Origin of the sequence: Haliscomenobacter sp. (assembly GCF_040403615.1) — a bacterium.
Classification (GTDB): Bacteria; Bacteroidota; Bacteroidia; order Chitinophagales; family Saprospiraceae; genus Haliscomenobacter.
This window is the reverse complement of sequence record NZ_JBBAKG010000053.1, coordinates 1-25,143: the sequence shown is the minus strand read 5'-3', so window position 1 is coordinate 25,143 and position 25,143 is coordinate 1. Positions and strand designations below refer to the sequence as shown.

19 protein-coding genes are annotated in these 25,143 nt (G+C 45.5%); 3 read left to right on the top strand and 16 right to left on the bottom strand.

Annotation, left to right across the window (positions count from 1 at the left end; all coding sequences use genetic code 11):
• Positions 1-222 precede the first annotated feature (222 nt).
• A complete protein-coding gene (locus ABW391_RS17115) occupies positions 223-852 on the top strand; it encodes a MarC family protein (protein ID WP_353483119.1) in 630 nt (209 codons plus the stop codon).
• A 183-nt stretch (positions 853-1,035) separates the two neighbouring features.
• Here the strand turns inward: ABW391_RS17115 and ABW391_RS17110 are convergent, their stop codons facing one another.
• The 4 genes from ABW391_RS17110 to ABW391_RS17095 form a co-directional block, all read right to left on the bottom strand.
• Positions 1,036-1,818: a YEATS-associated helix-containing protein gene (locus ABW391_RS17110; RefSeq protein WP_353483118.1), complete on the bottom strand. Its 783-nt coding sequence runs from the start codon at positions 1,816-1,818 to the stop codon at positions 1,036-1,038.
• 171 nt (positions 1,819-1,989) lie between these two features.
• Positions 1,990-2,301 (bottom strand): hypothetical protein, encoded by a 312-nt coding sequence (locus ABW391_RS17105; RefSeq protein WP_353483117.1) that lies wholly within the window; start codon positions 2,299-2,301, stop codon positions 1,990-1,992.
• A gap of 229 nt (positions 2,302-2,530) precedes the next feature.
• Entirely contained in the window at positions 2,531-3,136 is a 606-nt protein-coding gene (locus ABW391_RS17100) for a hypothetical protein (RefSeq protein ID WP_353483116.1), read from the bottom strand.
• Positions 3,137-3,191: 55 nt separating this feature from the next.
• Complete coding sequence (locus tag ABW391_RS17095) at positions 3,192-3,794, bottom strand: hypothetical protein (RefSeq protein ID WP_353483115.1); 603 nt, start codon at positions 3,792-3,794, stop codon at positions 3,192-3,194.
• 316 nt (positions 3,795-4,110) lie between these two features.
• Between ABW391_RS17095 and ABW391_RS17090 the strand changes: the two genes are divergently transcribed.
• Positions 4,111-5,541 (top strand): AAA family ATPase, encoded by a 1,431-nt coding sequence (locus ABW391_RS17090; protein WP_353483114.1) that lies wholly within the window; start codon positions 4,111-4,113, stop codon positions 5,539-5,541.
• 78 nt (positions 5,542-5,619) lie between these two features.
• On the opposite strand, the gene aac(6') is transcribed toward ABW391_RS17090, so the two are convergent.
• The 3 genes from aac(6') to ABW391_RS17075 form a co-directional block, all read right to left on the bottom strand.
• Positions 5,620-6,063 (bottom strand): aminoglycoside 6'-N-acetyltransferase, encoded by a 444-nt coding sequence (gene aac(6') / locus ABW391_RS17085; RefSeq protein WP_353483113.1) that lies wholly within the window; start codon positions 6,061-6,063, stop codon positions 5,620-5,622.
• A gap of 190 nt (positions 6,064-6,253) precedes the next feature.
• A complete protein-coding gene (locus tag ABW391_RS17080) occupies positions 6,254-6,688 on the bottom strand; it encodes a RidA family protein (protein ID WP_353483112.1) in 435 nt (144 codons plus the stop codon).
• Positions 6,689-6,832: 144 nt separating this feature from the next.
• On the bottom strand, positions 6,833-13,780 hold the full coding sequence (locus tag ABW391_RS17075; RefSeq protein WP_353483111.1) for a T9SS type B sorting domain-containing protein: 6,948 nt from the start codon (positions 13,778-13,780) through the stop codon (positions 6,833-6,835).
• Between the two features lie 259 nt (positions 13,781-14,039).
• On the opposite strand from ABW391_RS17075, the gene ABW391_RS17070 reads away from it, so the two are divergent.
• Entirely contained in the window at positions 14,040-14,621 is a 582-nt protein-coding gene (locus tag ABW391_RS17070) for a hypothetical protein (RefSeq protein WP_353483110.1), read from the top strand.
• Here ABW391_RS17070 and ABW391_RS17065 read toward each other — a convergent pair.
• From ABW391_RS17065 to ABW391_RS17025, 9 genes are all read right to left on the bottom strand, one after another.
• Positions 14,618-15,004, bottom strand: a complete 387-nt coding sequence (locus ABW391_RS17065; RefSeq protein ID WP_353483109.1) for a hypothetical protein — start codon at positions 15,002-15,004, stop codon at positions 14,618-14,620. The genes ABW391_RS17070 and ABW391_RS17065 overlap by 4 nt on opposite strands.
• Positions 15,005-15,163: 159 nt before the next feature.
• Complete coding sequence (locus ABW391_RS17060; protein ID WP_353483108.1) at positions 15,164-15,697, bottom strand: DUF2911 domain-containing protein; 534 nt, start codon at positions 15,695-15,697, stop codon at positions 15,164-15,166.
• A 67-nt stretch (positions 15,698-15,764) separates the two neighbouring features.
• A complete protein-coding gene (locus tag ABW391_RS17055) occupies positions 15,765-16,718 on the bottom strand; it encodes an L-threonylcarbamoyladenylate synthase (protein WP_353483107.1) in 954 nt (317 codons plus the stop codon).
• Positions 16,719-16,759: 41 nt separating this feature from the next.
• The gene (locus tag ABW391_RS17050) at positions 16,760-18,052 is read right to left on the bottom strand and encodes a THUMP domain-containing protein (RefSeq protein WP_353483106.1); all 1,293 of its coding nucleotides are present in this window, start codon (positions 18,050-18,052) and stop codon (positions 16,760-16,762) included.
• A 13-nt stretch (positions 18,053-18,065) separates the two neighbouring features.
• Positions 18,066-19,700, bottom strand: coding sequence for an acyl-CoA carboxylase subunit beta (locus ABW391_RS17045; RefSeq protein ID WP_353483105.1), 1,635 nt, complete (start codon positions 19,698-19,700; stop codon positions 18,066-18,068).
• Positions 19,701-19,890: 190 nt separating this feature from the next.
• Positions 19,891-20,214, bottom strand: a complete 324-nt coding sequence (locus ABW391_RS17040) for a DUF2752 domain-containing protein (protein ID WP_353483104.1) — start codon at positions 20,212-20,214, stop codon at positions 19,891-19,893.
• Positions 20,198-20,686, bottom strand: a complete 489-nt coding sequence (locus ABW391_RS17035; protein WP_353483103.1) for a TM2 domain-containing protein — start codon at positions 20,684-20,686, stop codon at positions 20,198-20,200. The genes ABW391_RS17040 and ABW391_RS17035 overlap by 17 nt, the downstream gene beginning before the upstream one ends.
• A gap of 136 nt (positions 20,687-20,822) precedes the next feature.
• Positions 20,823-23,663 carry a M16 family metallopeptidase gene (locus tag ABW391_RS17030; RefSeq protein ID WP_353483102.1) on the bottom strand — a complete coding sequence of 947 codons (2,841 nt, stop codon included), beginning with the start codon at positions 23,661-23,663 and terminating at the stop codon, positions 20,823-20,825.
• 152 nt (positions 23,664-23,815) lie between these two features.
• A partial coding sequence (locus tag ABW391_RS17025; protein ID WP_353483101.1) for an ABC transporter permease occupies positions 23,816-25,143 on the bottom strand: 1,328 nt, incomplete at its 5' end.

The following is a 25,143-nucleotide window of genomic DNA, read 5'->3' as shown; positions in this document are numbered from 1 at the left end:
CCTTTCTTTACAACCCTCAAAACCTCAAGATAAAGATTTCAACACCTCATTTCATTCTGACAAGAGGTGCTTCGAAAGATTAGGTTTTCATGATATGAATATGGGTTTTAGGTGTTTTTAAGGGAAGCCACTCGGCTTCCCTTTTTTTGTCTTAAGTGGTTCAACCACTTATTCAGTTTATCCCAGTTTTCTGAGTACATTCAACTCAAAATTCAAGCTGCCATGATTGAGCTATTTTTTGCAGTATTGGGAGCACTGTTCTCGGTGGTGAATCCCTTGGGCGCAGTTCCCGTATTCATTGCCATGACGCCAGACTATACCGTAACTGAGCGCAACCAGACTGCACGCAGCACAGGCATTTACTTTACTTTAATCTTGTTGGGCTTTTTCCTGGCGGGCACTCAAATTTTGGCTTTTTTTGGCATTCACATTAGCGCCATGCGTATAGCTGGTGGAATGATGATCCTGAGCTCAGGCTACGGTTTGATCAATGGAAAGTTTGCAGAAAACCGTGCCATCAATAAAGAGGTTGAAGAAGAAGCTTTGCAGAAAGAAGACATTTCCTTTACACCGCTGGCCATGCCCTTGCTTTCTGGCCCGGGGTCTATCTCGTACTTGATTACCCAATACAACGAAAAACCAAGTTGGGAAGCACACTTGACCATCGCGGCAGTGATCGTATTTTTGGGCATTTTGGTTTATTTGATTTTGCGCTCAGCACGTTACCTCTACCGCATTTTGGGAGAAGCTGGATTGAAAGCACTCTCGCGGATTATGGGCTTTATTGTCATGTCCTTGGGCGTTCAATACATCATTATTGGCATCATGCAATTGATCCAGGGATTGAAGTAGATTTTGAGATGTTAGAGCATGTCTAAAATTTTTTGTTTTGCTGCAAATGGCCTGATTTGGAGTGAATTTCGTTCCGAAAATGCTCATGTAGCGCTGCTACACTCCGCTTTTCGTGCCTCATTCACTCCAAATCGGCCTCATTTTCGCTTAAAACAAAAATATTTAGACATGCTCTTAGTAAGGCTAGAAATTACTCCGGTCAACAGTGTAGATGTCTTGACCTCGGTGTTCAATTTTTCTGATTTTACCCGCTTGCTCCAATTCAATCAACAGTTGAACCACCGCAGTGGGCGTTAATCCACTACTCTTGCTGATCGAATCCAGGGTTTGAAACATCGTTTTGGATCTGAGAAAAACGTCCAGTACCATTTGTTGTGGGTTAAAAGATCTCGTATTGTCATTCTCCAGATTTTCTAAGGATCGCGTATTCAACCCTTCATTTGCAAGTTCAGGAATTTGATCTGGAATATCGGTAGTGGTAGGCAATTGATTGTCCATGATCATGTCGGTCTTCTCAGCGGTCTGATTGAGTTTATCGGTATTTTCCTCCAATTTGGAAGTGTTTTCTTGGACAACTTCATTGGTACGGTCCACTTTGTCTTGTAAGTTTTGCAAAACCCGACTGGAGAGTCCTTCCAAAAAACGAGCAGAATAAAAAGCGGCCAGCACACAACAACCCGCGTATACAAAATAATTGATGACGTCCGCTTGCGTCTGATTCAGGATATTGCTATCAACTACTTTAAGAAAGAGTGGAATGGCAATGGTGGCAACGATGCCCATCATCAAACTGCGCATCAAACTTCGCTCTTCCTTAGGGGAATTGAGGAAATTGGCGTAACCACCCAGCAGCCCCGTCAAAAGCATGATCACCAGGAGTGTAGTGATGTAATACAAGTCGATGGCTGGCGTACTTGCTGGCAAGTTTTGAGTGTTGTTGGTGATGTTGGAAAGTGAGTCTGGCATCTTTTGGGTTTTAAGCGAGGACAAAATAGCAATTAATCCCAAAATTTTTGCCTATCAGGGTCACATCGACTGCTGGTGTAAGACATGCGCCAGCGGGCTTGTTTTACAGCCATAATTGTGAAGGGAGTCAGGTTACCAACAAACCTGACCCCATTCCAATCGTTGTGTTATTTATTCCTCACTCAATTTCAATACCTTCTTCCGCTCGCGAATTAACATAGGGACGTCCAAGGTCTGCCCCTTTAAATCGCTGTTTACTTCCAACAGCAAAAAGCGCTTCTTTTTGTATTTAAAAAAAACTTTTTGCCCAATATCTAGCGTAACGCCACTGGTAGACAAAGGATTGAGGTTGGGATTCATCACTCCTGGTATTTCCAAAGGGATGGAAACCAAAGAAGTGTTTTTTAAGGTAAACGGAACGCCATCGAATTTGGAAACCGCGAATGCTAAGTTCAGGCTAAGCAGCAGAAATAATGTTTTCATGTAGGTGTGGATGAAATGATGTGGAATAGGTACGGTGCTCTAGCATCCGCTTATAGGCATACCTACGGATAAAAAAGGGATTTGGATTTCGAACAATAGCTCAGCAATCCTCCACGGTAATCGCTACCAAAGGTTCCTTTCATCAGAGCCTTCATTCTTGGCGTTGCATGCCGAACGAAGGCTTAGTTGTTGGTGGCAGGCTTTCTTGTCTTTCGTTGAAGTTGTGCTGTCATTTGATTAAATAATGTGTCGCCAAGATAATCCCATAAATCCAAAAGTTATAAAGGGTCGTATAGCCCAATCCGTAAGCAATACTTTTCGCCAAGTTGCCTTTACATTTGTTAGAGTTTTTGAAAACCAGTCTTAACGCACGAAAGAAAATCCAGTATAGCATTGCTATAAAAACAATTATTCCTGTCCACAAGACAGCACCAAATACCCAAAGAAAAAGTCCTATTAAAATAGTCGCAACTACCCACAGAACAATGCTTAGAATAAAACCTTCAATTCCGTCACCAACGTGAATGAAGTCTGCTCCTTGTCCCGCTTCCGCAAGATTTGGAATTTTTGATGGTCTCAGTTTGTCTGTGAGTTTGCCAATGTCGTCTTTAAGTTTTATCCCCTTGTAAAGTCCAATTGTAAGGAAGAGAAAAAACGCGATTGATAAAATACTTGTCGAAAGCAACGAGTTTTCAAATATTGTTCGGTGTTGTCCAAGACCAAAAAGCCAAATGCTTACAATTGTCAAAACGGTAACTATAATAGTCACCGTAAAAACTGTCTTGGTTGTAACAAGTTTTCTGTCAGTCGTTGTTATGTTGTTTTGTTCTTGCACTGTTGTCTTTTAAGCTTATCTTTAACGTTTTGCCAAACGCCTGTTAGCTGCTGTATTATTTCCAGTAGTCATTTAAATATTTGTCTATTTGTGTTCTGTCTCTCAAGTCGAATAATTCCAAACTATTCCAGTCAATCAAAACCATTTCACATTCTTCACCTAAACAATACAAGGCTGATTTTATAAAGTCATGTTGTCTAACTGAAACAATTAAACTTATTGACAACCAAATATTTTTTACAAACTCGTCTTCCGTGTCAAAAAAGATAATGAAGTTTGAGAAGCCAAACGCTTTGGTCGTTCCAAGTTCACAGTTAAGGATTTTATGGCTGTCATAGTTTATGTTTTTTGCCTTTTCAAATTCAAAACCTGTCAATTGTTTCTCAAAATAGTCTATTCTAATTTCTTTGGAAAAAGTATTTGTAGGCATTTGTCCTCTTCCAAACGTCTCTGTATATCCGAAATCAGTTCTTGATTTATTTGCAAGGTCGCTTATTTGTCCAATGGTCTTTAAAATGTATTCCTTATTTTCAAACGGAACAATTTCAATTTGACAATAGTCGTCCTCCCAAAATAAAGGTAAATAGCTGTCAGCCTTAACTTCTTTTTTTAAAGTAATCCTTTGTCGAAATAGTTTGAAAAAGTCCAATAGTTTCATTCTTTAATTGTCTCGTTTGAGGTCGGTCAAAATATAGTCGCTAACACGGATATATGAGTACTTCTCGTGTCCACATAGTAAAGATAAACCAGGAGTACCAAATCTCCAAGTACCCACAATTTCAAATCTTATCAAACTGGTAATGAATAGATTGATCGAAAATACTCTGCTTCGTGACTTTAGTAACAATACAAAATGTGCACTACGCCAATGATTATAACCTGCTTTATCTGTATAAATTTACATAGATAAAGCGGATTATAACTTGCTATTCCGCTTTATCTATGTAAATTTGTAGAGATAAAGCGGAATAAGTATGGAAAAGATCATTGGAAGGCAAAAACAAATCGCTGAATTGGAGGCAGCAATAGCTTCTGATAAGCCCGAAATGGTGGCGGTAGTTGGCAGAAGGCGGATAGGCAAAACGTTTTTGATTGGGAATGTGTACGAAAAACAATTGGTTTTTGAACTTACCGGCGTGCAGTTTGCCACTCAAAAAGAGCAATTGCATCTATTCTGGGTGCAGTTGGCAAAATACTTTCCTGTGTATCCAGTTCCCAATAAGCCAGAATCGTGGTTAGACGCTTTTTTTACATTGAGTCAAGCCATTGAAAAAGCCAATTTTAAAGAAAAGAAAGTTATTTTTTTTGATGAATTGCCATGGCTTGGGACTAAGCGTTCAGATTTTCTTAAAGGTTTGAGTTGGTTTTGGAACAGTTGGGCGACCAAACAGCGCGTTGTGATAGTCATTTGTGGTTCAGCTGCTTCCTGGATGATCGGTAAAGTGATCAATGACCGAGGTGGATTGCACAATCGAGTTACAAAACTCATTTACTTGTATCCTTTCTCATTGGCAGAGACAGAGACATTTTTACAATCTCGTCAGATCAAGCTCAATCGTTACCAAATTGTTCAAATTTATATGACCATGGGGGGCGTTCCAATGTATTTGGACCAGATTAAACCGGGGCTTTCCGCAGCCCAAAACATCCAAAATGTATGCTTTGAATCTGATGGTTATTTGAGGTATGAGTTTGACCGCCTTTTCGCTTCTCTATTTGACAATGCCGAAAATTATATAGCCATAGTAAAGGCTTTGGCGCAAAAAAAAATGGGGCTTACCCGTACCCAACTGATAGAAGCCACAGGGTTTAAAAATGGTGGTATGCTGACCGAAATGTTGAAGGAACTTTCCCAATCGTGTTTTATCGGGATTTACAACAGTCATGGTAAAAAAAGTAGGGAAAGCCTTTATCGATTGACAGATGCTTATTCTCTTTTTTACCTTAATTTTTTAGAGCCCCTAGGAGAAAACGCCCACGTTGATTTTACCCGGCTTAGCGAGTTGCCAAAATGGAAAGCATGGAGCGGTTATGCGTATGAAAATATCTGTCTTTATCACATTGACCAGATAAGAGAGAGCCTTAGTATCAAAGGAATGTACTCTACTGCGTCCTCATTTTTTACTTTGCCTAAAGATGGTTATGCTGGTACACAGATAGATTTGATCATTGATCGAAACGACAACTCCATGAATATTTGTGAAATCAAATTCAGTGAAAGTGATTATAATTTGACTAAAAAGGATGTGGACAATATCAACCTAAAGAAACAAATTTTTAGGTACCATTCTGGCACAAAAAAACACTTATTCACCACGCTTATCACAACGTTTAGCGTGGTAGAAAATGCCAATAAAATAAACAATGTTGACCAGGTTGTTACGATGGAGGGCTTGTTTCGGTAAATGATAAAGTCCAATGTCAGTACATTTGCGGTCAAATCTCATTTTAGAAACTGTTTTGTCGGGGACATTTTAACTTGTTCAGTCAATGTCTTTAACAAAGCAAACTATCCGTGATACTTCAATGAAGCCAGACGAAGTATGGAATTCGATACTTGGGCTATTTTCTAATTCCGTGTCTGAACAGAGTTGTTTAAATCCTTTGGTTCGAGCCCAGTCTTCAGCATATTTTAGTAAGCGTCGTCCTGAACCCTTATGACGGTATCTTGGGTTTACAAAAAGGCCTTCTATGTATGCAACAGGTGATTCTTCCACCCCTTCAACATAATCATTCCGGACACTTAATTCAATAAAACCAAAATAGCCCGATTCATTTTGTAAAAGAAAGCAAGTAGCTAGACTTGCATTCAACACTCCTTCATAGTGAGCAGTCATCTCGGTAAGGCTGCTGTCCGGCCAAAGTTCTGTTGAAAGTTCAGCAGCATTCTGAATGGTATTTTCATTGATTTCTACAATTGTGTCCATCAAATATGTTTTGTAGAATTTTTATTCGAAATAGTTTGCAGGGCATTGAGAATGGCCACCAATACGCCGCAGCTCAACGCTGCCTTCATTCCGGGCATTGCATACCGAACGAAGACTTAGTTGTTGGTGGCAGGCTTTCTTTCCTGGAATGATTATTAGACCTTAATCGTTTGATGCAAGTAGTGCTTTATTATTTCGGCAGATGTGCAATTAATTCGACCTCTAATTTTGCCTCACTCATGTAAAGTCTTGATACTTGGATCCAAGTCGCCGCAGGAAAATCTCCATTGTAAAAAGATTTTCTTGTCGAGTTGTATTTCTTCATCGCTTCAATGTCTGTGGTATATAAATTTTCTTTTACCACATTTTGAAAAGTTGCGCCAAAGCTCATTAACGATTTTTCCAAAGCCTGATAAACTTGAAGTATTCCTTTTGGTGTAACTTCAGTTGTCACGGCTCCAGAAATGTACAGAATGTTATCCACTTTCAGTACTTGGACATATCCGGCGCTAGTGTCCTGTTTGGAGGGGCTATCCCAATGCCATTTTTCTTTCTTTATGGTATTGTTTTGGGAATAGCCATGAGCGCTAATTAAAGCAAAAAACAGAAACAGTAAGATTTTCATTTCTTTTGTTTTATCTGATAAAAACAGGTGATCTGTAAGTTTATCGCCAACACTAAGCCGCCGAGTATGTAGATTATGATGGGCAATGAATAAATCCAGTAGCTTCCGCATCGGAGCAGTAACGAGGACTAACCCCTAACCCTTTCACCGCATCAACGTCACATCTCCCTTGATCAACTCCAGCTTTCCATCCGCCATTTCTACCTCCGCGTACCAGGTAAAAACGGCACTGTTGAGCAATTTTCCTCCGATGGTACCATCCCAACCCAACAGGGCTTCATTGGGTTTGAATTCTTGCAATCCGAAAACTTGCGTGCCCCAACGATCGTAGATGCGGAAGAATTTGACCTTTGCCACCTGTGGCCCAGCAAATACATTGAGCAGGTCATTTACGCCATCTCCATTCGGGGAAAACCCGTTGGGCACAAAAAGGGGCAGCTCCCGAATGACCCTGATGTTGAGAAAATCGCTGGCGGTACAGCCGTTGGCTGCACGAATGGTGACTTGTACGGTGGTGGAAGCATTGGGCTTCAGCACTTGGGTGCGGCTATTGGGCTTGTTTGGCGTGAGTCCCGTAGCCCAGTCCAAAGCGACGATGCTGTCGCGGCTGATGATGGGGGTTATACTGACGCTGTCTCCTAGCTTGATTTCTCGATCAGGACCCAGTTCAATACTTGGTTTGGTGGCTTCTTGTAGTAATATGGGGGCGCTCCATTGGCAACCTCCGGCGTCTTGAACTTTGAGGGTATAACTGCCTGCGCGTAAGTTGCGGAATACATTGTTGCCTTCGGGAACAATGTTGTTCAAAAACACCTTGTAAGGCCCTGTACCTCCAATGATGCTACTTACGCTTACCTCTCCGGCCAGGTTGGTTCCGCAGCCGGGTTGGCGTACCACATAAAGTACAGAATCGATGGCTTTTGCTGCTGCATTGACCAACAAACTATCTGTACTGCTGCATCCATTGAGGCCATCGGTCAAGATCAGGCGGTAATACCCAGGGGCGTTTACCCGAATCAGCGCTTCATTGGGATTGCTGACAATACCCGGCTGCGTGGCCGACCAGCGGAAACTCAAATTGTTGCCTTGTGAAGTACCGGCTTCCAATTCGATGTTAGGGGTGGCACAATCCAAAACATCCAAGGCACGCAAGCGAATTTTGGGCAAAACATAATCTTCTTGTACCCCAGTGGAATCTACCGCCACACAACCACTTTCTAGATTGCGTACGGTTAAACGGTAAATTCCAGGCAAACTCACCGAAGGCGTTCGAGTGGTGTCGCTCAACGGTTGACCATTCGGCCCTGTCCAGGTATAGCGGTATATTACGCCGGTGGCACTTTCGCCAGCATCAATGCGAACTTGTTGGCGGCTACAGCTCAAGGTTGCAGGCGGAGAAATGCCAATGCGTGGTAAGTTGATATCAGACTGCACACTGTAGTCGGTAGAATCCTGACAACCACTGAGCGGGTCGGTTACAATCAAGCGGTACAATCCTGCTCTGGCTGTAACCATCGAATCATTGGCGGGGCTGCCGATGATGCGCCCAGCGTTCACGGGAGTCCAGAAGTACCGCAAAGTTCGATTGAAAGGATTGGAAGAGGCTTTTCCCGACAAGGTTATTTGAGCAATTTTACAAGAAAGCGCCGAAGGTCCTGCAATCTGAGCCTTTGGTTTCAGGGTTTGATCTCCAACCAAAACTTCATCCACTGCCAGGCAATTGTTGACCGTATTTCTAACCATCAATTGATACACACCGGGTTGGTCTACTTGTGGGTTGGCCGTGTTTTGGCCGCTGGTGATGCGCCCCCCATTGGCTGTCCAACGGGCTTCCAGGGTCTCTCCATTGGGAGAACTGAAATTTCCTTGGAGGCTGATTTGTAGTGGAACACAGTTCAAAAAAGTATCACGGCCAGCAAATACCCGCGGCCTTCCCAGATCCGTCACAACAAATACGCTATCGATATTGGTACAGAAATTGGTTCGATTTTGGGCTTTCAGGGTGTACCAACCACCGCTGATGATAAGGGGGCTTAGGGTAGAGTCTTCCTGAATGGATTGGTTGCGGTTGCCGCGCCACGAAAAGCTCAATTGATCACTTTGGCGCAAATTTTTACCACGAAGACGCAGGTTAACTGCCGAACAGCTTAGGGTGTCCCTTGCTCCGGCATCAATAGCGGGGAGAAGGTAGTTTTCTTTAACTTCTACAAAGATGCGATTGAGGCAATTGTTGCGGGTATCGGTCAACTGATAGCTGTATAAGCCACCTCGGTTCACGCGCAAATTTTGCTGTGCAAAACAGGCTATTGTATTCTTCTTACTATCAAATGTGCACCATTGGGCGGTAAAAGTCCCGTTGCTTGGCATATTTCCGGATAGCGTCAGCACACTGTCCCGGCAATTGAGACTTGGTGGAGCGATCGGAGCGATCGCAGGCAGTGTTGCATCCGGGATGACCCGCAAGGTATCGGTGCGGAAACAATTGTTGCGTCCATCTTCTACGCGAATGACGTAGCGCCCCTGAGCATCTACAACAGGGTTGACCGAATTTTCTCCCGCAAGAATTCGCCCATTGTCCAGAGCGGTCCAAAGATAGCTGATGCCCGGGCCAAGTGCTGATCCATTGCCGTTGAGGGTTAGTCTTTGGTTGTTGCAATCCAGGATCTGATCTGCTCCAGCTTCTGCTCTAGGAGACAAAGTGTCCAATCCAATGCGCACCGAAATAAAGCTTTCGCAATTGGTTTGTACATTTCTTCCAATCAATTTGTAAGTGCCAATTCGCGCAGCATTGAAGTGCCCAGGAAGCGTATCGGGTTCCAAAAGGCCATCTGCCGTTTCCCAATTCCAGACTACTGGATTGAGTCTGGAGGAATCTGGATTGGGTAAAGCGATGCGTTTGATGGCGCAAGTCAAACTTGAGTCAAAACCAATGGGCAGAATGGGCAACTGCTGATCAGCACGAACTTCTACAATTAGGATAATTGGACGGGTACTGGAATCACTGACGGTTAAGGTATAAGTTCCAGGCCGATTCACAATGGGGGTCAAGGTATCGGTACGAGACAAGAAATTGCCATCCTTGCTGCTCCAGCGAATGGTGCAGCCCATACAAGGTCGACAGAAGACTACTGGCAACGTCAATTGGGTTTGGTTGCAAGTAAGGTTGACATTGGTGGAGGTAGCGCGTACGCAGGGCAAACAATCCACTTGTTGAACCACATCCAAGGTATCTGTTACGGTACAGTTGCTGCTCAAATCGGTCGCAGAAAAAACATAAGAACCTGCTGCCGTAACTCTGGCCGCCGTGGTATCCGTACTCCCGGTTAATCCTGTACCGATCCAGCGGAATTGATAGTTCCTGTTTGTTGGAAGTACCGTTGCCCGAATGTTGAACGTATCGCGGTTGCAAGGGAAATTGGGCGAACTAAAGTTGATTTCAGGAAAAATGCTATCTTTTACTACCACCGCTTCGGTTTGGGCAAAGCAACCGTTGAGCGTATCCAGCACTTCCAGTGCGTATACACCGGAGGTATTGACGTTTATTTGCGCTGTTCGGCCAACGGTTTGACCGAGGTTGTTGAGCCAGGTGTATTGAATGTTTGTGCCTTGAGTAGAACCAGTTCCATTCAACACTACCGTTGGCTTGGTGCAAGTCAAGGTATCTACAGGGGCGATCAGGGCTACAGGAAAGGTTTTATTGGTAGTAATGGAGACTAAAGCGGTATCTTGTTCATTCACGCTGAGGTTGTCTACGATCAATTGGTAGGTACCGGGGCATTTGACACTTATTTTTGCTAGTGTTGAATCGCCGATAATGCAACCTGGGCCAGGGCTGATCCAGCGGTAGCGGATGGAGGCATTTAAAGTCGATCCACTGCCATCTAGCGGAATGATTTCTTGAAGGCAAGAAATGGTGGTATTGCTTGTGGCAATCAGGGCTGTTGGCTTACAGGATTTTGATACCGTCACCGTTGCTGAGTCTGCACAACCAAGGCTGGTGTTTTCTACCACCAATAAATAGTTTCCTGGTGCTCGAATTTGAACTTGCGTGTCAATCCCTATCTCTATGTTTTGAAAAAACCAGCGAATTTGACCACCAGAAGAACCTCGTGCGGATAAAACCGCTTCACCAGCCGTACAATTGATGTTGGCGGTATTGGCTGCAACCTTTGCATTGGGAGACAACGGATTTCTAGTGACCAACACCGTATCGGTACCAATACAACCCCGCAAGGTATCAATGACTTGTAAAATATACCTTCCTTCACAGTTGACTCGGATGCTCAGCGCCGTTGAATCGGCAATTGGGCAGGCCCCTTTCCATAAATACCGAATAATATTGCCGCTTGCTGATCCTTGTCCACTTAAAGTAACCGATGGCTTGCTGCACGACAACTCTTGAGCAAGTCCGGCATTGGCAATGGGCAAATTAATATTGGCATTCACCAATACACTTGCAGAATCACTGCATTGGGTGATGCTATCGCGTACAATCAATTGGTAGGTTCCACCGGCTGCAACCGTGATGCTCATTTGATTGATTGCTCCAAGGATTCGCCCGTCGGAGGTTTTCCATTTGAACACAAGACTATTGCCTCCTTGCGACCCCGCCCCATTCAAGGTGGTTTGCGGCTGTTTGCAAGAGAGGGAAGCCGGAGTAGCAATGATTGCACGAACGACGTTGCTGCTGTCTTTTACCGTCACTTCTGCATTGCTGGTACAGCCATTTACTTGATCTGTAATTTCCAATAAGTACCTACCTGCCCGGTTCACCGTGATCGTCGGAAGGTTGGTTGCGCTGGTAATATTGCCCCCATTGGAGCTGGTCCAATTGTAGCGTACCGAATTGATAGTGGAACTTGGCCTTCCAGTTAAAACAACTGAGCGGGTTGCGCAATCCAGATTCCGGGTTGGATCAATAGAAACGCTCAACAAGGTGGTATCTGCAACAACATTGATGGTATCAAAATTTACACAGTGGTTAACTGTATTGGTAACAGCCAATTCGTAAAGCCCGGGATTTTGAACACGGGCCTGGAGGGTGCTGGGGTTAATTACTGGCCGTCCATTCAAACTCCGCCATAAGTAACGGAAAGCAGGCCCTTGACTGGATCCTACTCTGCTCAAATCAACGCTTTTGGTGGTGCAGGTGAGGGTGTCGGTTGCACTGGCTTTGGCCAGAGGAACAAGGGTATCTTTTTGGATTTGAGCAATACCCGTAGAACTACATCCATTGCGATTGTTGGTAATGCTCAGGTTGTAAACTCCAGCGCCGCTAACAACAATACTGGATTGATTGCTTGAGCCTTGAATCCTGCCGTTTCCACTGGTAGTCCAGGCATAAGTTGGATTGCCCAAATTGGTGCTGTTGCTGGCATTGAGGGTGATGCGTGGCGTATTGCAATCCAGGGTATCCAGACCTCCAATATTGATGATGGGTCTGGTGGTGTCTGCCTGGATGATGATTCGGCTTCTTCGGGCACACAAACTTTTAGCCGATACCACCTGGAGGTAATAAGTGTCGGCTTTTTTTACCACAAAATGAGTACTGTCTCCAATGGGATTGCCCATATTGTCTTCCCAGCGGTAAATGATTTTTCCGGAAGGTAGAGATTTGGTACCATCCAATATTATTTGATTGCGTGCGCAAGTGAGTACGGTGTCGGTTGCGGTGATAACAGACTGCGGCTCAATGACCGACAAAGTTAGCCGAATCAAACTATCGCAACCACTTTTGGAAACAAGTGGAATAGTATACTTTCCCATTGCGCTAAAACGTTGGCCACCTACCACCACCGAGCGACCAGAACAAATTTCAATGGTCGTATCTTTTACCGGAATGGGGGGCAACACCTTTAAATTGAGGGAAACAATGCTGTCGCACCCGCTACGGGATTTTAAGATATCGGTATAAAAACCGCTGGTTTTGTAGCGCTTGGTGCCAACAACGAGAGAGTCGCCGCTGCAAATCGTATCATTAAGCGTGATTTTTAATGTTTTTTGAACCAGCACATTGACGATAACCAAACTGTCACATCGACCCGGCTGATTGAAGGTAACGGGATACCGACCACTTTGCTTGATAACCTGATCTGAAATGACGATCGAGTCACCCTCACAAATGATTTTAAGGGGCAACACAGTTGAGTCGGGTCGCGGGGCAATTGCCACGTTGATGCAGTTGTTGGTCAATTCGCCACAAAAAGGCGGCGTATCTCCGCTCAGTTGGTTGCGCAAGGTATCCAGTCGGAGGATATTGTTTGGGGCAGGAAAAAGGCTGGTATCTTTGCGCAGAAAAGACAATCCGCACACTTGATAATTGCCAGCAGGCATACGCCGTAGATCAGGAGAATTGGTATATCCCATCAATACCTGATCTCGACCTATGGCGTATTTATAGGCATATTTGATAGAATCGGGTTTGACCCCACTGTAAGTTGGTCCTGTTGTGAACTTGAGGTCGGAATCGGCTTGACATGCTGCAATGGCATTTGGCCCAGTTAATGTTCCAGCATCAGCAAAGCAACATTTTTGACCCCTTTTATCGCAAAATTGAATGTCTAACGCCAACAAACTGCCTCTGATTTGGGTATTGCTGAGGGTTTTTAGTTTTAGTTTCCAGGTGCCGTTTACCGGACCATTGTTGAATTCTTCCAAACATCCCAAATATGGCCAGTAAGATCCCGTAATCCCGGTTGCCCCAAAAGGATTGGTACTGTTGTTCCAACGGGGTTGATAGGGGACTTGAGGCATGGGGGAAGTACCGAGACATCTTACAAAAGTTACGTTCCAGCTACCTCCTAAAGTTGCTGGCGATACTGTGGCATTGGGGCCGATCAATTGAACTTGTGTACCGGCAGGAGAAATAAGCCAAACTTCAAAATCGGTGATTGAGTTGTGCCTGAAGCGCATTTGCACTCCACACACCCCTTGCCCCGCCGCAGCAAGATTGTTGTTGATTACATCGAATACGGCAAAATTATATGTAGTTGAATCATTGGCAGGGATGGGAAGTGGAGCATCTAACGGACAATTTTGCCCCCTGAGCCAACCACACAACAAAATAGACAATATGGTAATGCAATGCTTCATGTAACGAAAATCGATAATAGAAGGTAAAATGGTCGTATGAATGCGATTCTTTGAACGAGGATTTTCGGTTGCCAGATTTAGGGGACAACACCGATACATTGAACGAAGCTTTACAGTGTCCCGGTATTTGTTACTCCAAAGTTAGCATATTTCGGTAAGGCGGCTGGCAAAAAAATCATTGTTTCAACACTGGCAAAAAAGAGCGCGTATATTTGTGGCGTATAATTCAATATTCATACAATCAACAGCATCTACAACAATGCGACAAGTCATTCTAATTCTCGTTTTTATTGGTTGGTGGAGTATCGATGCCAATACCCAAAGCTTGATCCGAAAAACTGAAAGCAGCAACAACAGCCAAAATTATCGAATTTGGTATGGAGGGAATGTGCCTTTGGGGTTTGGATTTGGGAACCAAACTTTAATCCAGTTTGGCGTTAGTCCAATGGTAGGATATAAAATTACGCCGGAATTGTCTGTGGGGCCAAGAGCGGGCTTTATTTATAGTTATTACAGCTCGCGGGATCCATTTACCAATCAGGTCATTCGCGTGCAACCCATTTCCTGGTCAGCTGGTTTATTTGCCCGCTACAAATTTGTGCGGCAATTTTTTGCTCACGCAGAATACGAATACCAGAATCTGGCAGTGCCGTATTATACTTCTAACGGCTTTTTGGTACAACGCTTCAATGCGGACAATGTAAACATTGGAATTGGACTACTCCAAGGAGGTTCAGGGGCGTTGCAAAGTGAAATTCTTGCACTGTACAACATCAATCCAAGTCCATACACCGCTCAATCTCCGCTTAGTGTACGCTTTGGACTCAATTGGCATTTTTAATTCATTTGAATGCTTTTCTTAAGCACAAAGCGGAAATTGTAGTCGCGCAAAACGGTTACCAATACCATGCTGGTATCGGTTAGGCTAGCGATTTGATAATCGGCATCCATTTCTCCACCCCGCTGAAAAATGGTTTGCTTCTTTAGCTCAAACTGTGCTTCGGTAGTAGAACTTGACATGTTGGTCAGCATTTTGCCATCGCCAAAAAACTCAAAAAACAGGCCTTGCATGTCGTCTTCTGCATTTTTTTCATTGCGGTAGGCCTCCTTAATCTCCCAGCGTCCCAAAAGATCGGATTGCGCGATTTTTGGTTCGTTTGCACAGCTATTGAGGCCCAGTGAGAACAGAGAAAGAAAGAGTGTAGAGGTAATCAAAAGTTTCATGGAGTGTGCGTATTAATTAAACTGGGGCAAAAATAAAATGATTTCAGATTTTGGACTTGAGATTTTGGATAAAGTCACTGAATTGATTACTGACTGAAGTGAAAAAAGTTGGTGACTTTGCCCAAAATCTCAGATCCAAAACGGATTGATAACCGGTCTTTACTTCGCTTCTTTTACGCTAAAGCCGATTTGTACATTTTCCCAAGCTACAGTAACTAGTCCTTTTTCAGAGATGTCGATGGCCAATTGTTCTACCAATAATTTGGTTTTTCCAGGCTTAACTACAATCCGCAGGGCATCCATCTCTTTTTTGTAGCTGTAAGCACCCCATTGATTGGACTCCTTGTTGAAAATAACCGTCCATTCTTTTTCACCAGGTATGGTGAAAAGTGCGTACTTACCTGCCGCAAGTTTTTGACCTTCAACGAGTACTGCTTTGTTGATTTCAAAAGTGGTTGCTTCATTGGCACCGGTGCGCCACACTTTGCCATAAGGCTCAAGTGCACCCCAAATGGTTCTGCCTTTGACCGAAGGTGCGCTGTAGGCAATGTTGATTTTGAGGGAGTCCAACTCCCGTATTGCCGTCTTTGGTGGGCTTGGTCGTTGTGCCTTGTTGTCTTGCGCCTGAAGTGCGGCAGATGCAAAAATGGCCAACACCATCGTTAAAGCCATCATGATTTTGTTGAAACGCATACTGATTTGGTTTTTTAAACAGTCTGTGAATAAATTGATGTAACAGAGCTTGTCCACAGTTGGTTGATTATTTGATCACTGAAGCTCGCCTCAATCGGTCGTTAATGGCCCGCCCAAGATCCTTTTCTGGCAATAACTCTGCTATAATGAAGTCAATAGGTTGCCGGTCTAAATAGCGCATGGCCGAAAAAAGATTGCGCGCTGCTTCAGTATAATCTCCTGACGAAGATAAAGCAAACTGGCGTTCAGAGGGTATTTCGGCAAATTTTTCTTGAAAACTGAGTATACCTACGCGCTTATTGTGGTATTGTGGTACGAGTTCTTCCAATTTTCCCAGTATCAAAGGAATTCTTGGCGCATAATGGCTTTTGAGCATCCCTGGAGCTTGTGGGTTGGAACTCGAGTGCGATTGCACCAATGCCTCGCCGATCACTTCCTCTATGGCTTCGACGGCAATTCCTCCTTTGCGAAATATCGTTGCTTTACCCTCTGGAAAACCAACAATGGTGCTTTCGAGGCCAATTGCGCACAAGCCTCCATCCAGAATATAAGGAATGCTGTCTCCCAGTTGGTGGGCTACATGCGCCGCGCTGGTTGGACTGATGTACCCAAATGGATTGGCACTGGGGGCTGCCAGTGGAAAAGGCAGCATGTCGAGCAAGGCTTGGGCCATTGGGTGCGCCGGAATGCGCATGGCGACTAACTTTGAACCTGCGGTGACCAGATCCGGGATGGCTGATTTTTTTTCTAAAAGAAGCGTCAATGCGCCAGGCATAAATTTTTCAGCCAATTGTCGAGCGGATTTGGGAATATTTTTAACCCAGTTTTCAAGCTGATTTACATTGGCCACATGCACGATGAGGGGATCAAAAAAAGGTCTTTGTTTGATAGAAAAAATTTTGGCAACGGTTGCTTCATCCAGGGCATTGCCTGCCAGCCCATAAACCGTTTCGGTAGGAATACCAATCACTTCGCCTTGCTGTAATAAAGCTGCCGCATGGGCTATGTCGTTGCCTATCATGGTTATCTAAGAGATTCCTGAACGTTGAAAAATTTCATCAACTACCAATCATCATCGCTTATGCCTTTCTCCGTTTTGATCACTGGTTTTTCTTCCTGAATTTCCTCAGGTTCTGCTTTTAACGCACTGATTTCTGCTTGAATCTCAAGGGGTTTTTCCGGTATCTCGCGGGTTTCTTCCTTTAATTCGCTGTTTTCCTCCTTGGGGCGTTTGCTACCCGAATACATGTCGTACCGCAAAAACCTGCACTCCAATTTGCCGTTGAACAGCGGGATTCTCCGGGAAGGCTTTAGTCCTACCGTTTTTACAGCGTCCATATTGGAGCTGATCAACCAGGCCGAATGACCAGCCCAGTTCTTTTTGAGTACATCGCCCAGCCCTTTGTAAAAAGCCTGCACGTCTTCGAGTTCCATACGCTCGTCGTAGGGTGGATTGGTCACCAGCAGCCCGGTATCAGAAGGCGGGATAACGTTTTCAAAACGTTCCCGGCGCACTTCAATTTTGCCTTCCAGTCCTGCTTTTTCGATGTTGTAGCCCGTACTGGTTACCGCCCTGAAATCGACATCTGAAGCCAGGATTTTGTGTTGAAAAACCACTTGAGACAAGATGGCTTCATTGCGTATCTTTTCCCAGAGCTTTTTGTCAAAATTCTCCCAACGCATGAAACCAAAGCTTTGGCGATTGATTTGCGGGGGGATATTGTAAGCCAGCAGCGCTGCTTCGATGGGTAAGGTGCCGGAACCACACATGGGGTCGATGAAATCACAGTCGCATTCCCAACCAGACAGCAAGATCATGCCGGCTGCAAGGACTTCATTGATGGGCGCTTCTACACTGTCTACCCGATAACCGCGTTTGTGGAGGGACTCTCCACTGCTGTCCAACGCCAGGGTAACATCGTCATTCCCAATGTGCAGGTTGAGCCGCAGGGTAGGAAACTCGGTATTGACATCGGGCCTGCGGCCAAATTTCTTGCGGAATTGATCCACGATGGCATCTTTGGTGCGCAATGCCGCAAATTTGGAATGGCGGATTACTTCCGAGCTGGTCACGGCATCTACGGCCAGGGTATCATCAACCGTCATGTATTCCGACCAATCGATTTTACTGATTTTATTGTATAGGTCGTCTTCATTGCGCACTTTAAACTCGCTGATGGGCACCAGGATGCGCAATGCGGTGCGCAATTCCAGATTGCTCTGGTACAGCAACTCTATTTCGCCCTCATAAAACACAGCCCGCTTTCCTGGCAGGATATTGTCTGCCCCCAGGATTTTTAATTCTTCGATCAGCACGGGCTCAAGTCCGGCGAGGGTTTTTGCAACGAATTTCATTTCTTTATCGTTTCTAACTTTGAATCACGCCTACATTAAACTTCTCTACCTGCGCATTATTGGCCGCTTCAATGCCCATCGAAATTACCTTGCGGGTTTCGAGCGGATTGATGATGGCGTCTACCCAAAGGCGGGCAGCAGCGTAGTAGGGTGAAGTTTGCTGGTCGTACTTGTCTTTGATCTCGTTGAACAATTGTTGTTCTTTTTCTTCGTCCAGTTCTTCCCCTTTGGCTTTAAGTGAAGCTACCTGGATTTGCATCAGGGTTTTGGCTGCTTGGGTACCGCCCATCACGGCAATTTTTGCCGTAGGCCAGGCCACAATCAACCTGGGGTCGTAGGCTTTACCACACATGGCGTAGTTGCCTGCGCCATAGGAATTGCCCATTACGATGCTAAACTTAGGTACGGTCGAGTTGGCCACTGCGTTGACCATCTTGGCGCCATCCTTGATGATGCCCCCATGCTCGGAGCGCGAACCCACCATGAAACCAGTCACATCGTGCAAAAACACCAAAGGTATTTTTTTCTGGTTGCAATTCAGGATAAATCGAGTGGCTTTGTCGGCAGAGTCGGAATAAATGACCCCACCAAATTGCATTTCACCCTTGGCGTTGCGCACCACTTCGCGGTTGTTGGCGACGATGCCTACTGCCCAACCATCGATGCGCGCATAAGCACAAATGATGGTTTTGCCGTAATTTTCTTTGTATTGGGTGAGTTTGGAATCGTCCACCAGGCAGTGCAAAACCTCTAGCGTGGAGTAGGGCTTGGATGCTTCGCTAGGGAAAAGCCGCAGCAGTTGTTCCTGATCCACCGCCGGGACACCTGGTTCTGCACGATCGAAACCAGCTTTGGAGAAATGTCCCATTTTGTCCACCAAATCCTTGATGGTATCCAGGCAAACCTGATCATTGGGCACTTTGTAATCCGTCACCCCGGATATTTCGCTTTGGGTAGTAGCGCCACCGAGGGTCTCTTTGTCTACGTCTTCACCAATGGCGGCTTTCACCAGGTATGGCCCAGCCAAAAAAATCGATCCAGTTCCCTCTACAATCAAGGCTTCATCTGACATGATGGGCAAGTAGGCCCCGCCTGCTACACAACTGCCCATGATGGCTGCGATTTGGGGAATGCCCATACTCGACATCTTGGCATTGTTGCGAAACATGCGCCCGAAATGCTCTTTGTCGGGAAAAATCTCATCCTGCATGGGTAGGAATACGCCAGCACTGTCGACCAAATAAATGATGGGCAGGTTATTTTCCATGGCAATTTCTTGCGCACGGAGGTTTTTTTTGCCAGTAATGGGAAACCAGGCACCCGCTTTTACAGTGGCATCATTGGCCACAATTACGCACTGCCTGCCGCGCACGTAGCCAATCCCTACTACTACCCCTCCGGCAGGGCATCCGCCTTCATTGGTATACATCTCAAATCCGGCTAAAGCACCAATTTCCAAAAAAGGTTTATCTGGATCGATGAGGTAGCTCACCCGCTCGCGCACGCTCATTTTGCCTTGCGCGTGTTGCTGGGCAATGCGTTTTTCCCCACCACCGAGCTTTATTTTTTCCAAACGGTACTGCAATCGGGAGAGTTGCAGCTTCATGCTGTCTTCGTTCAGGTTTTGGTCGATTTCTTTCTTGGTCATACCTGGCTGTATACGTGGATTGAGTTGGGTTGAATCCGCGGGTTTGAAAGGACAAAGTTAGCTTTTTCAGGCGTTTTTAACGGTGAGATTGAGAGAATTGTTCAAAAGAACCCAACGGATAAAAACAAAAAATCCCAGAGCTTGACTTTCCAAGCTCTGGGATTTTGCATATAGATTTAGTGTGTATGGTTTAAGCAGTGGCGATGCGGTAATCCTTATACGCCTGCAAAAACCAACGCAACCACACAAAAGCAAGTAGTGGAAAAACCACAAACCCCAATGGGTTGTAATAAAGCGCATCTTCCCACTCCAGGTGGATCAAATGCATGATTGAACGGGTCATCCCGCAGCCATAACATTCCTGGTTGAATAACAAAATCGAAAGACACATCGGTCTTCCTTTGTCAAAGTAACTGGCAGGAAGAATCAGCAACACGATGGGAACCACAATTAGCGTCCCCAAACGAAGCCACATTAGTCCTTTTTTCCAGATTTGACTAGAGTTCTGGGTCATAGTTGCTACCGTCGGCAGGTTTCAGTGTTCCCAGAATGATGCGGATCAGGTCGATCAGTGCCCAAATACCACAGCCACCAAGCGTAAGAATTTGAATGATGCCAATGGTAGTGTAGCCGAGGTAGAAACGGTGGATACCCAAACCACCCAGTACTGCAACCAGAATCAAAGCAACAATCTGACTTTTGGCTTTGCCAGCAGGCGCATCTGGGTTTTCCAGGGCATGTTTGACTTGCTTCTGCGCCATTTTCAAGGCAATGGTTCCTTTAATGCCCAGACCTTTGCCCGTTTTCTCTTTGACTGCTTTTGGCGTCAAAGCCAGAAATTCATCGATTGACAAATCTCCGTAACCCTGTGCTTTGATTTGCTGCTGTGCATACATTTGTTGCTTGCCAACTATTACAGCATGCGCATTTGTTGTGAATAGAAAAGCAAAAACAGCGATTAAGCTGATGGTAAAAATGTTCTTCATGGTTTTGGTTTTAATACTTGTGATTTTAGATAAACGCTCAGTTATTTCTGCCGCAAAATATATTTTTTTGGAAAAATATTTTAGTGGAAAAGAAAAAATTACATCGTGCAACCGTGATTTTTTTTGTTTCCATCCCTTAGGGTTTGACAACCACGGGGCTGCCCTTTTTGTCCAATTCAACCACTTCATACCCCAGTTTTTCCAAACCAGGCTTGATCGAAGCTTTGTCTCCAACCACCAGAATAAATGCTGATTCTGGTTTGAGCAGTTTTTTAGCTAATGCGTTCAAGTCGGTCTTGGTTACACTTTTGATGATTTCCGTTTGCTTTTTGGTAAATCCATCGGGCAAATTGTACTTGATGATCTGATTCAAAAAGCCTGCTTTTTGGAAACCCGTTTCGTAACGCAAGGCATCGCGTTGGCCAATTGAACTTTTCATAAAAGTCAACTCTGCTTCGGTTACCCCTGAAGTGCGGAATTTATTGATTTCTTTCATGAATTCCACCACGGAGCTATCGGTTGCCGTGGCTTTTACGCCGGCACTGGCCACGTAAGTTCCCCAGGAAAGGTCGCCAGAAAATCCTGAGCGGGCGCCGTAAGTGTAGCCTTTGTCTTCGCGCAAATTGAGGTTGATGCGGCTATTGAAAGAGCCACCCAGATTGTAGTTCATCAGACCCGCTTTGAAAAACTCTCCCGTGGCATCAAAAGGCAAAGCGGCATATCCGATGCGGATTTCAGACTGGGCTGCTTTGGGCTGGTCTACGATGTAAATTTTGGCCTTGTTGCTCTTCGCAACGGGCTGGATAACGGGCAATGGCACCACTTTGGTCGACATCTTATTCAGAAAGGCCAATTTGGGCAAGATATCTTGCTGTTTGATGTCGCCAACCACCACCACATTGGTCAAGGGAGCAGAGAGGTAATTGAGGTAATAACGATCTATATCAAGGAGAGTGATTCGAGCCACCGTTTCTTCGGTTCCATCAATGTCAAAGCCCCGGAAGTCGTTTTTGCCATAGACCAAACCTTGAAAAACCATATCCGCTACTGCGGCGGCCTGGGTGGAGTTGTTGATGATGCCCCGGATGGTATTCTGTTTGATGCGGTTGAAGTCCTCTTCTTTGAACTTGGAATGGTACAAACGTTGCTCCAACAACGCAATACTTTTGTCCAGGTTTTTGACCAGGGCATTCATCGTAAACGTGAGTGCGGTCTCGCTGACATTGACATTGATGCTGGCGCCGAGGTTGCGCAACTCGTCTTCAAAGGCTTCGGCGGTGTAGGTGTCGGTGCCTTCGCGGAGCATTTGGCTGCACAAACTGGCCAAACCAGCTTTATCAATCGGATCGAGCATTTGTCCGCCTTTGATGCTGATTGATAGCGTAACGGTAGGGATTTCAGTATTTTGAGTGCCGATGATCTGGATACCATTGGTCAGCTTCGAACGCCAGAGTGTAGGTACAGACACGACTGGACTGGTACCGGAAGTTGGTTTTTTGCTGCGGTCAAAATTGTCTTTGGCTTTTACGTAAGTCAATCCGGCGTACTGGTCGGCAGGCGCAACGTATTTGGACGCATCCACTTTGTAGTTGTCGGCGGCGGCAGGCTTCACCTCACCCGTTTTGGGCAAAATACTGAGGATCACCACAGGCTTGTTTTTCACATACTGGTTGAATACGCGAACAATGTCGGCTTTGGTCAAGGCGCGTACGGCAGCCAGTTCTACTGGAAACATATTGGGATTGCCGGTAAAGGTTTGGTAAGCAGCCAACTGAGATACTTTGCCTGCAACACTGGATAAGGCATTGATCCGTCCGGCTTCGTATTGGGCTTTGAAGCGCTCCACTTCTTCATCGCTGACGCCTTTAGCCTCAAAATCGCTGATGGATTTGCGCACCAGGGCTTCGGCATCAGGCAGGCTCAAACTTGGAGTAGGTAAAATTCCGATGCTAAATTCTCCACTCAACTCAGTGCCTTGGTTGAACGCAGTAGCTTGTTGGGCTTTCTGGGTTTTGATGAAATTCTGGTGAAAAACCGTGTTTTTGCCTTGGGCCATCAACGAGGCCAAACAATCCATCGCCGCTTTGTCGGGGTGATAATTGGGTACGCTGGGCAGGGTCATTTGCAAGCGAGGAAAACGGATGTAATTGTCCACATAAGAAATATAGCGATCGCCATCCAGCGCCGGAATCATTTTGGGCATATTGCTCACTTCGGGGCCTCGTGGAATGCTGCCAAAATACTTTTCGGTCAGGGCAATTACCTGAGCAGCCGTAACGTCACCACCTACGGTCAGGGTAGCGTTGTTGGGGCCATACCAGCGCAGGAAGAAGCGCTTCAGGTCATTGACATCCACGCGGTTGAGGTCTTCGATGTAGCCGATGGTCAGCCAGGAGTAAGGGTGACCGTAAGGGTAAAGGTTTTTGCTGGTCACTTCACCTGCCAAACCATAGGGGCGGTTGTCGTAGTTTTGACCCCGTTCATTTTTTACGGTAGCGCGCTGGATTTCGAATTTCTTTTGAGTTACGGCATCCAGCAAGAAGCCCATGCGGTCGGCTTCCAGCCAAAGAGCCACGTCCAATTGATTGCTTGGTACGGTTTCGTAATAGTTGGTGCGATCGCGGTTGGTTGATCCGTTGAGGGTGCCACCTGCTTCGGTTACCATCTTGAAATGCTGCTCATCACCAATATTGTCGGAGCCCTGAAACATCATGTGCTCAAAAAAGTGAGCAAAACCGGATTTACCGATCTCTTCCCGCGCTGATCCCACGTGGTAGGTAACATCCACGTGTACCACTGGGTCAGAATGGTCTTCGTGTACAATTACGGTGAGGCCATTGGGCAGCACGAATTTTTGGTAAGGAATCAGCAGCTCGCTTCCACGGCGTTCTACCTTTTCAACGAGTTTGGTTTGACCAAATGCGCTGAAACTGAGCAACAAGAAGCTACACAGACAGATTAAATTGGCTTTTTTCATTGGTTGGTGTGTGTTTTGACTCTTCATCAAGTCGATGATTTTAAAAAAAGAATAGGTAGAAAGGTACACCATTTCAAGTTTCTTGGAACTTGAAAACCAGAAAAAGCCAGATTTAATCAAAAAAATAAATTGAATGTTCAAAAAACCGCAACTCATTCACTCTTCAAAACCTCCACCGGATTGGCTAGAGCTGCTTTGATACTTTGCACACAAACCGTCAAAAATGCGATCAACAACGCCAATACGCCTGCCACTACAAACATCCACCATTCAATGCCGATGTGGTAAGCAAAATTCTCCAGCCATTGGTGCATGACGTACCAGGCAATCGGGCTGGCAATGAAAATGGCCACTACCACCAACTTCAAAAAATCCAGGGTCAACAATCCTGTTACACTTGCCACGGATGCGCCAAGGACTTTGCGAATCCCGATTTCTTTGGTGCGGCGGCCAATCGAATGCGTGATCAAGCCCAACAGGCCAAGGCAGGAAAGCAAAATGGCAATCATCGCTGAAGCGCTAGCAATTTGACCCAGCCGACGCTCAGCGGTGTATTGGCGGTCAAAATCTTCTTGTTCAAAGTAGTAGTCGTAAGGCTCTGCGGGAAACAATTGGGTAAACAGACTTTGTAACTGCCCCAGGTGCTTTGGCAAATCCTGCGCACTCAAGCGCGCACTGATCAAGCCGGAATTGCTGGCAGGCAAAAAGATCATGGGATCAATGGCCTGTTGCAAGCCACGGTGGTGGTAGTCTTTGAGTACACCTTTGACCAGCAGCGATTGGTCGTCCCAGATGATGTTCTGTCCTGCCGCTTCAGCCGGGCGGTCAAAACCCAATTGCCGGGCTGCCGTTTCGTTGAGGATGATGTTGTTGCTTTGAGTATACCCATTCCGGGCGTCTTCTGAAGAAAAATTTTCTCCTGCAGCAAATGGGATCTCGTAAGTTGGTTGAAACAAGTGATCAATCATGGCCATCACGTAGCCCTTCTTTTTCGCTTCAGGATCTGAAAACTTGGAATAAAAGCCAGCTGCACTAAAATTTTGGCTAAACGTACCTCCGGGCAAGCAGCCTGTGAAACAGTAATCTTCCACCCAAGAAAATTTGCCCAATTCGTTGCGAAAGGCATTGAGCCGCTTGATTTTTTCGTCCCCATCCGAGCCTTCCGGGCCGCGGATGACCAGCAGTTGATTCAGGTTCATGCCCAGGTTTTTGTTTTGCATGAATGTCAACTGGGTTTGCAAAATGAGTGTCCCCAAAATGAACAGAATCGAGATCGAAAACTGCGTAACCACCAGCACATTCCGCATGCTAAAGCGCGACGGCGTGCCTTTCCACTGCTTGGCCAGCATTTGAATGGGCTGCACACCGGAAAGCAACCAGGCTACATATGCACCCGAAATGGCCGTGCCCAGCAATACGGCTGCTGCAAAAATCCAGGCATAGGAATTGTTCAGCAGATCGACAGGGTTGACGTTGCGCC

Coding starts and splice junctions, on each gene's coding strand:
- ABW391_RS17115 (WP_353483119.1), top strand. CDS start 223: ATGATTGAGCTATTTTTTGCAGTATTGGGAGCACTGTTCTCGGTGGTG.
- ABW391_RS17110 (WP_353483118.1), bottom strand. CDS start 1,818: ATGCCAGACTCACTTTCCAACATCACCAACAACACTCAAAACTTGCCA.
- ABW391_RS17105 (WP_353483117.1), bottom strand. CDS start 2,301: ATGAAAACATTATTTCTGCTGCTTAGCCTGAACTTAGCATTCGCGGTT.
- ABW391_RS17095 (WP_353483115.1), bottom strand. CDS start 3,794: ATGAAACTATTGGACTTTTTCAAACTATTTCGACAAAGGATTACTTTA.
- ABW391_RS17090 (WP_353483114.1), top strand. CDS start 4,111: ATGGAAAAGATCATTGGAAGGCAAAAACAAATCGCTGAATTGGAGGCA.
- ABW391_RS17080 (WP_353483112.1), bottom strand. CDS start 6,688: ATGAAAATCTTACTGTTTCTGTTTTTTGCTTTAATTAGCGCTCATGGC.
- ABW391_RS17075 (WP_353483111.1), bottom strand. CDS start 13,780: ATGAAGCATTGCATTACCATATTGTCTATTTTGTTGTGTGGTTGGCTC.
- ABW391_RS17070 (WP_353483110.1), top strand. CDS start 14,040: ATGCGACAAGTCATTCTAATTCTCGTTTTTATTGGTTGGTGGAGTATC.
- ABW391_RS17065 (WP_353483109.1), bottom strand. CDS start 15,004: ATGAAACTTTTGATTACCTCTACACTCTTTCTTTCTCTGTTCTCACTG.
- ABW391_RS17060 (WP_353483108.1), bottom strand. CDS start 15,697: ATGCGTTTCAACAAAATCATGATGGCTTTAACGATGGTGTTGGCCATT.
- ABW391_RS17055 (WP_353483107.1), bottom strand. CDS start 16,718: ATGATAGGCAACGACATAGCCCATGCGGCAGCTTTATTACAGCAAGGC.
- ABW391_RS17050 (WP_353483106.1), bottom strand. CDS start 18,052: ATGAAATTCGTTGCAAAAACCCTCGCCGGACTTGAGCCCGTGCTGATC.
- ABW391_RS17045 (WP_353483105.1), bottom strand. CDS start 19,700: ATGACCAAGAAAGAAATCGACCAAAACCTGAACGAAGACAGCATGAAG.
- ABW391_RS17040 (WP_353483104.1), bottom strand. CDS start 20,214: ATGACCCAGAACTCTAGTCAAATCTGGAAAAAAGGACTAATGTGGCTT.
- ABW391_RS17035 (WP_353483103.1), bottom strand. CDS start 20,686: ATGAAGAACATTTTTACCATCAGCTTAATCGCTGTTTTTGCTTTTCTA.
- ABW391_RS17030 (WP_353483102.1), bottom strand. CDS start 23,663: ATGAAAAAAGCCAATTTAATCTGTCTGTGTAGCTTCTTGTTGCTCAGT.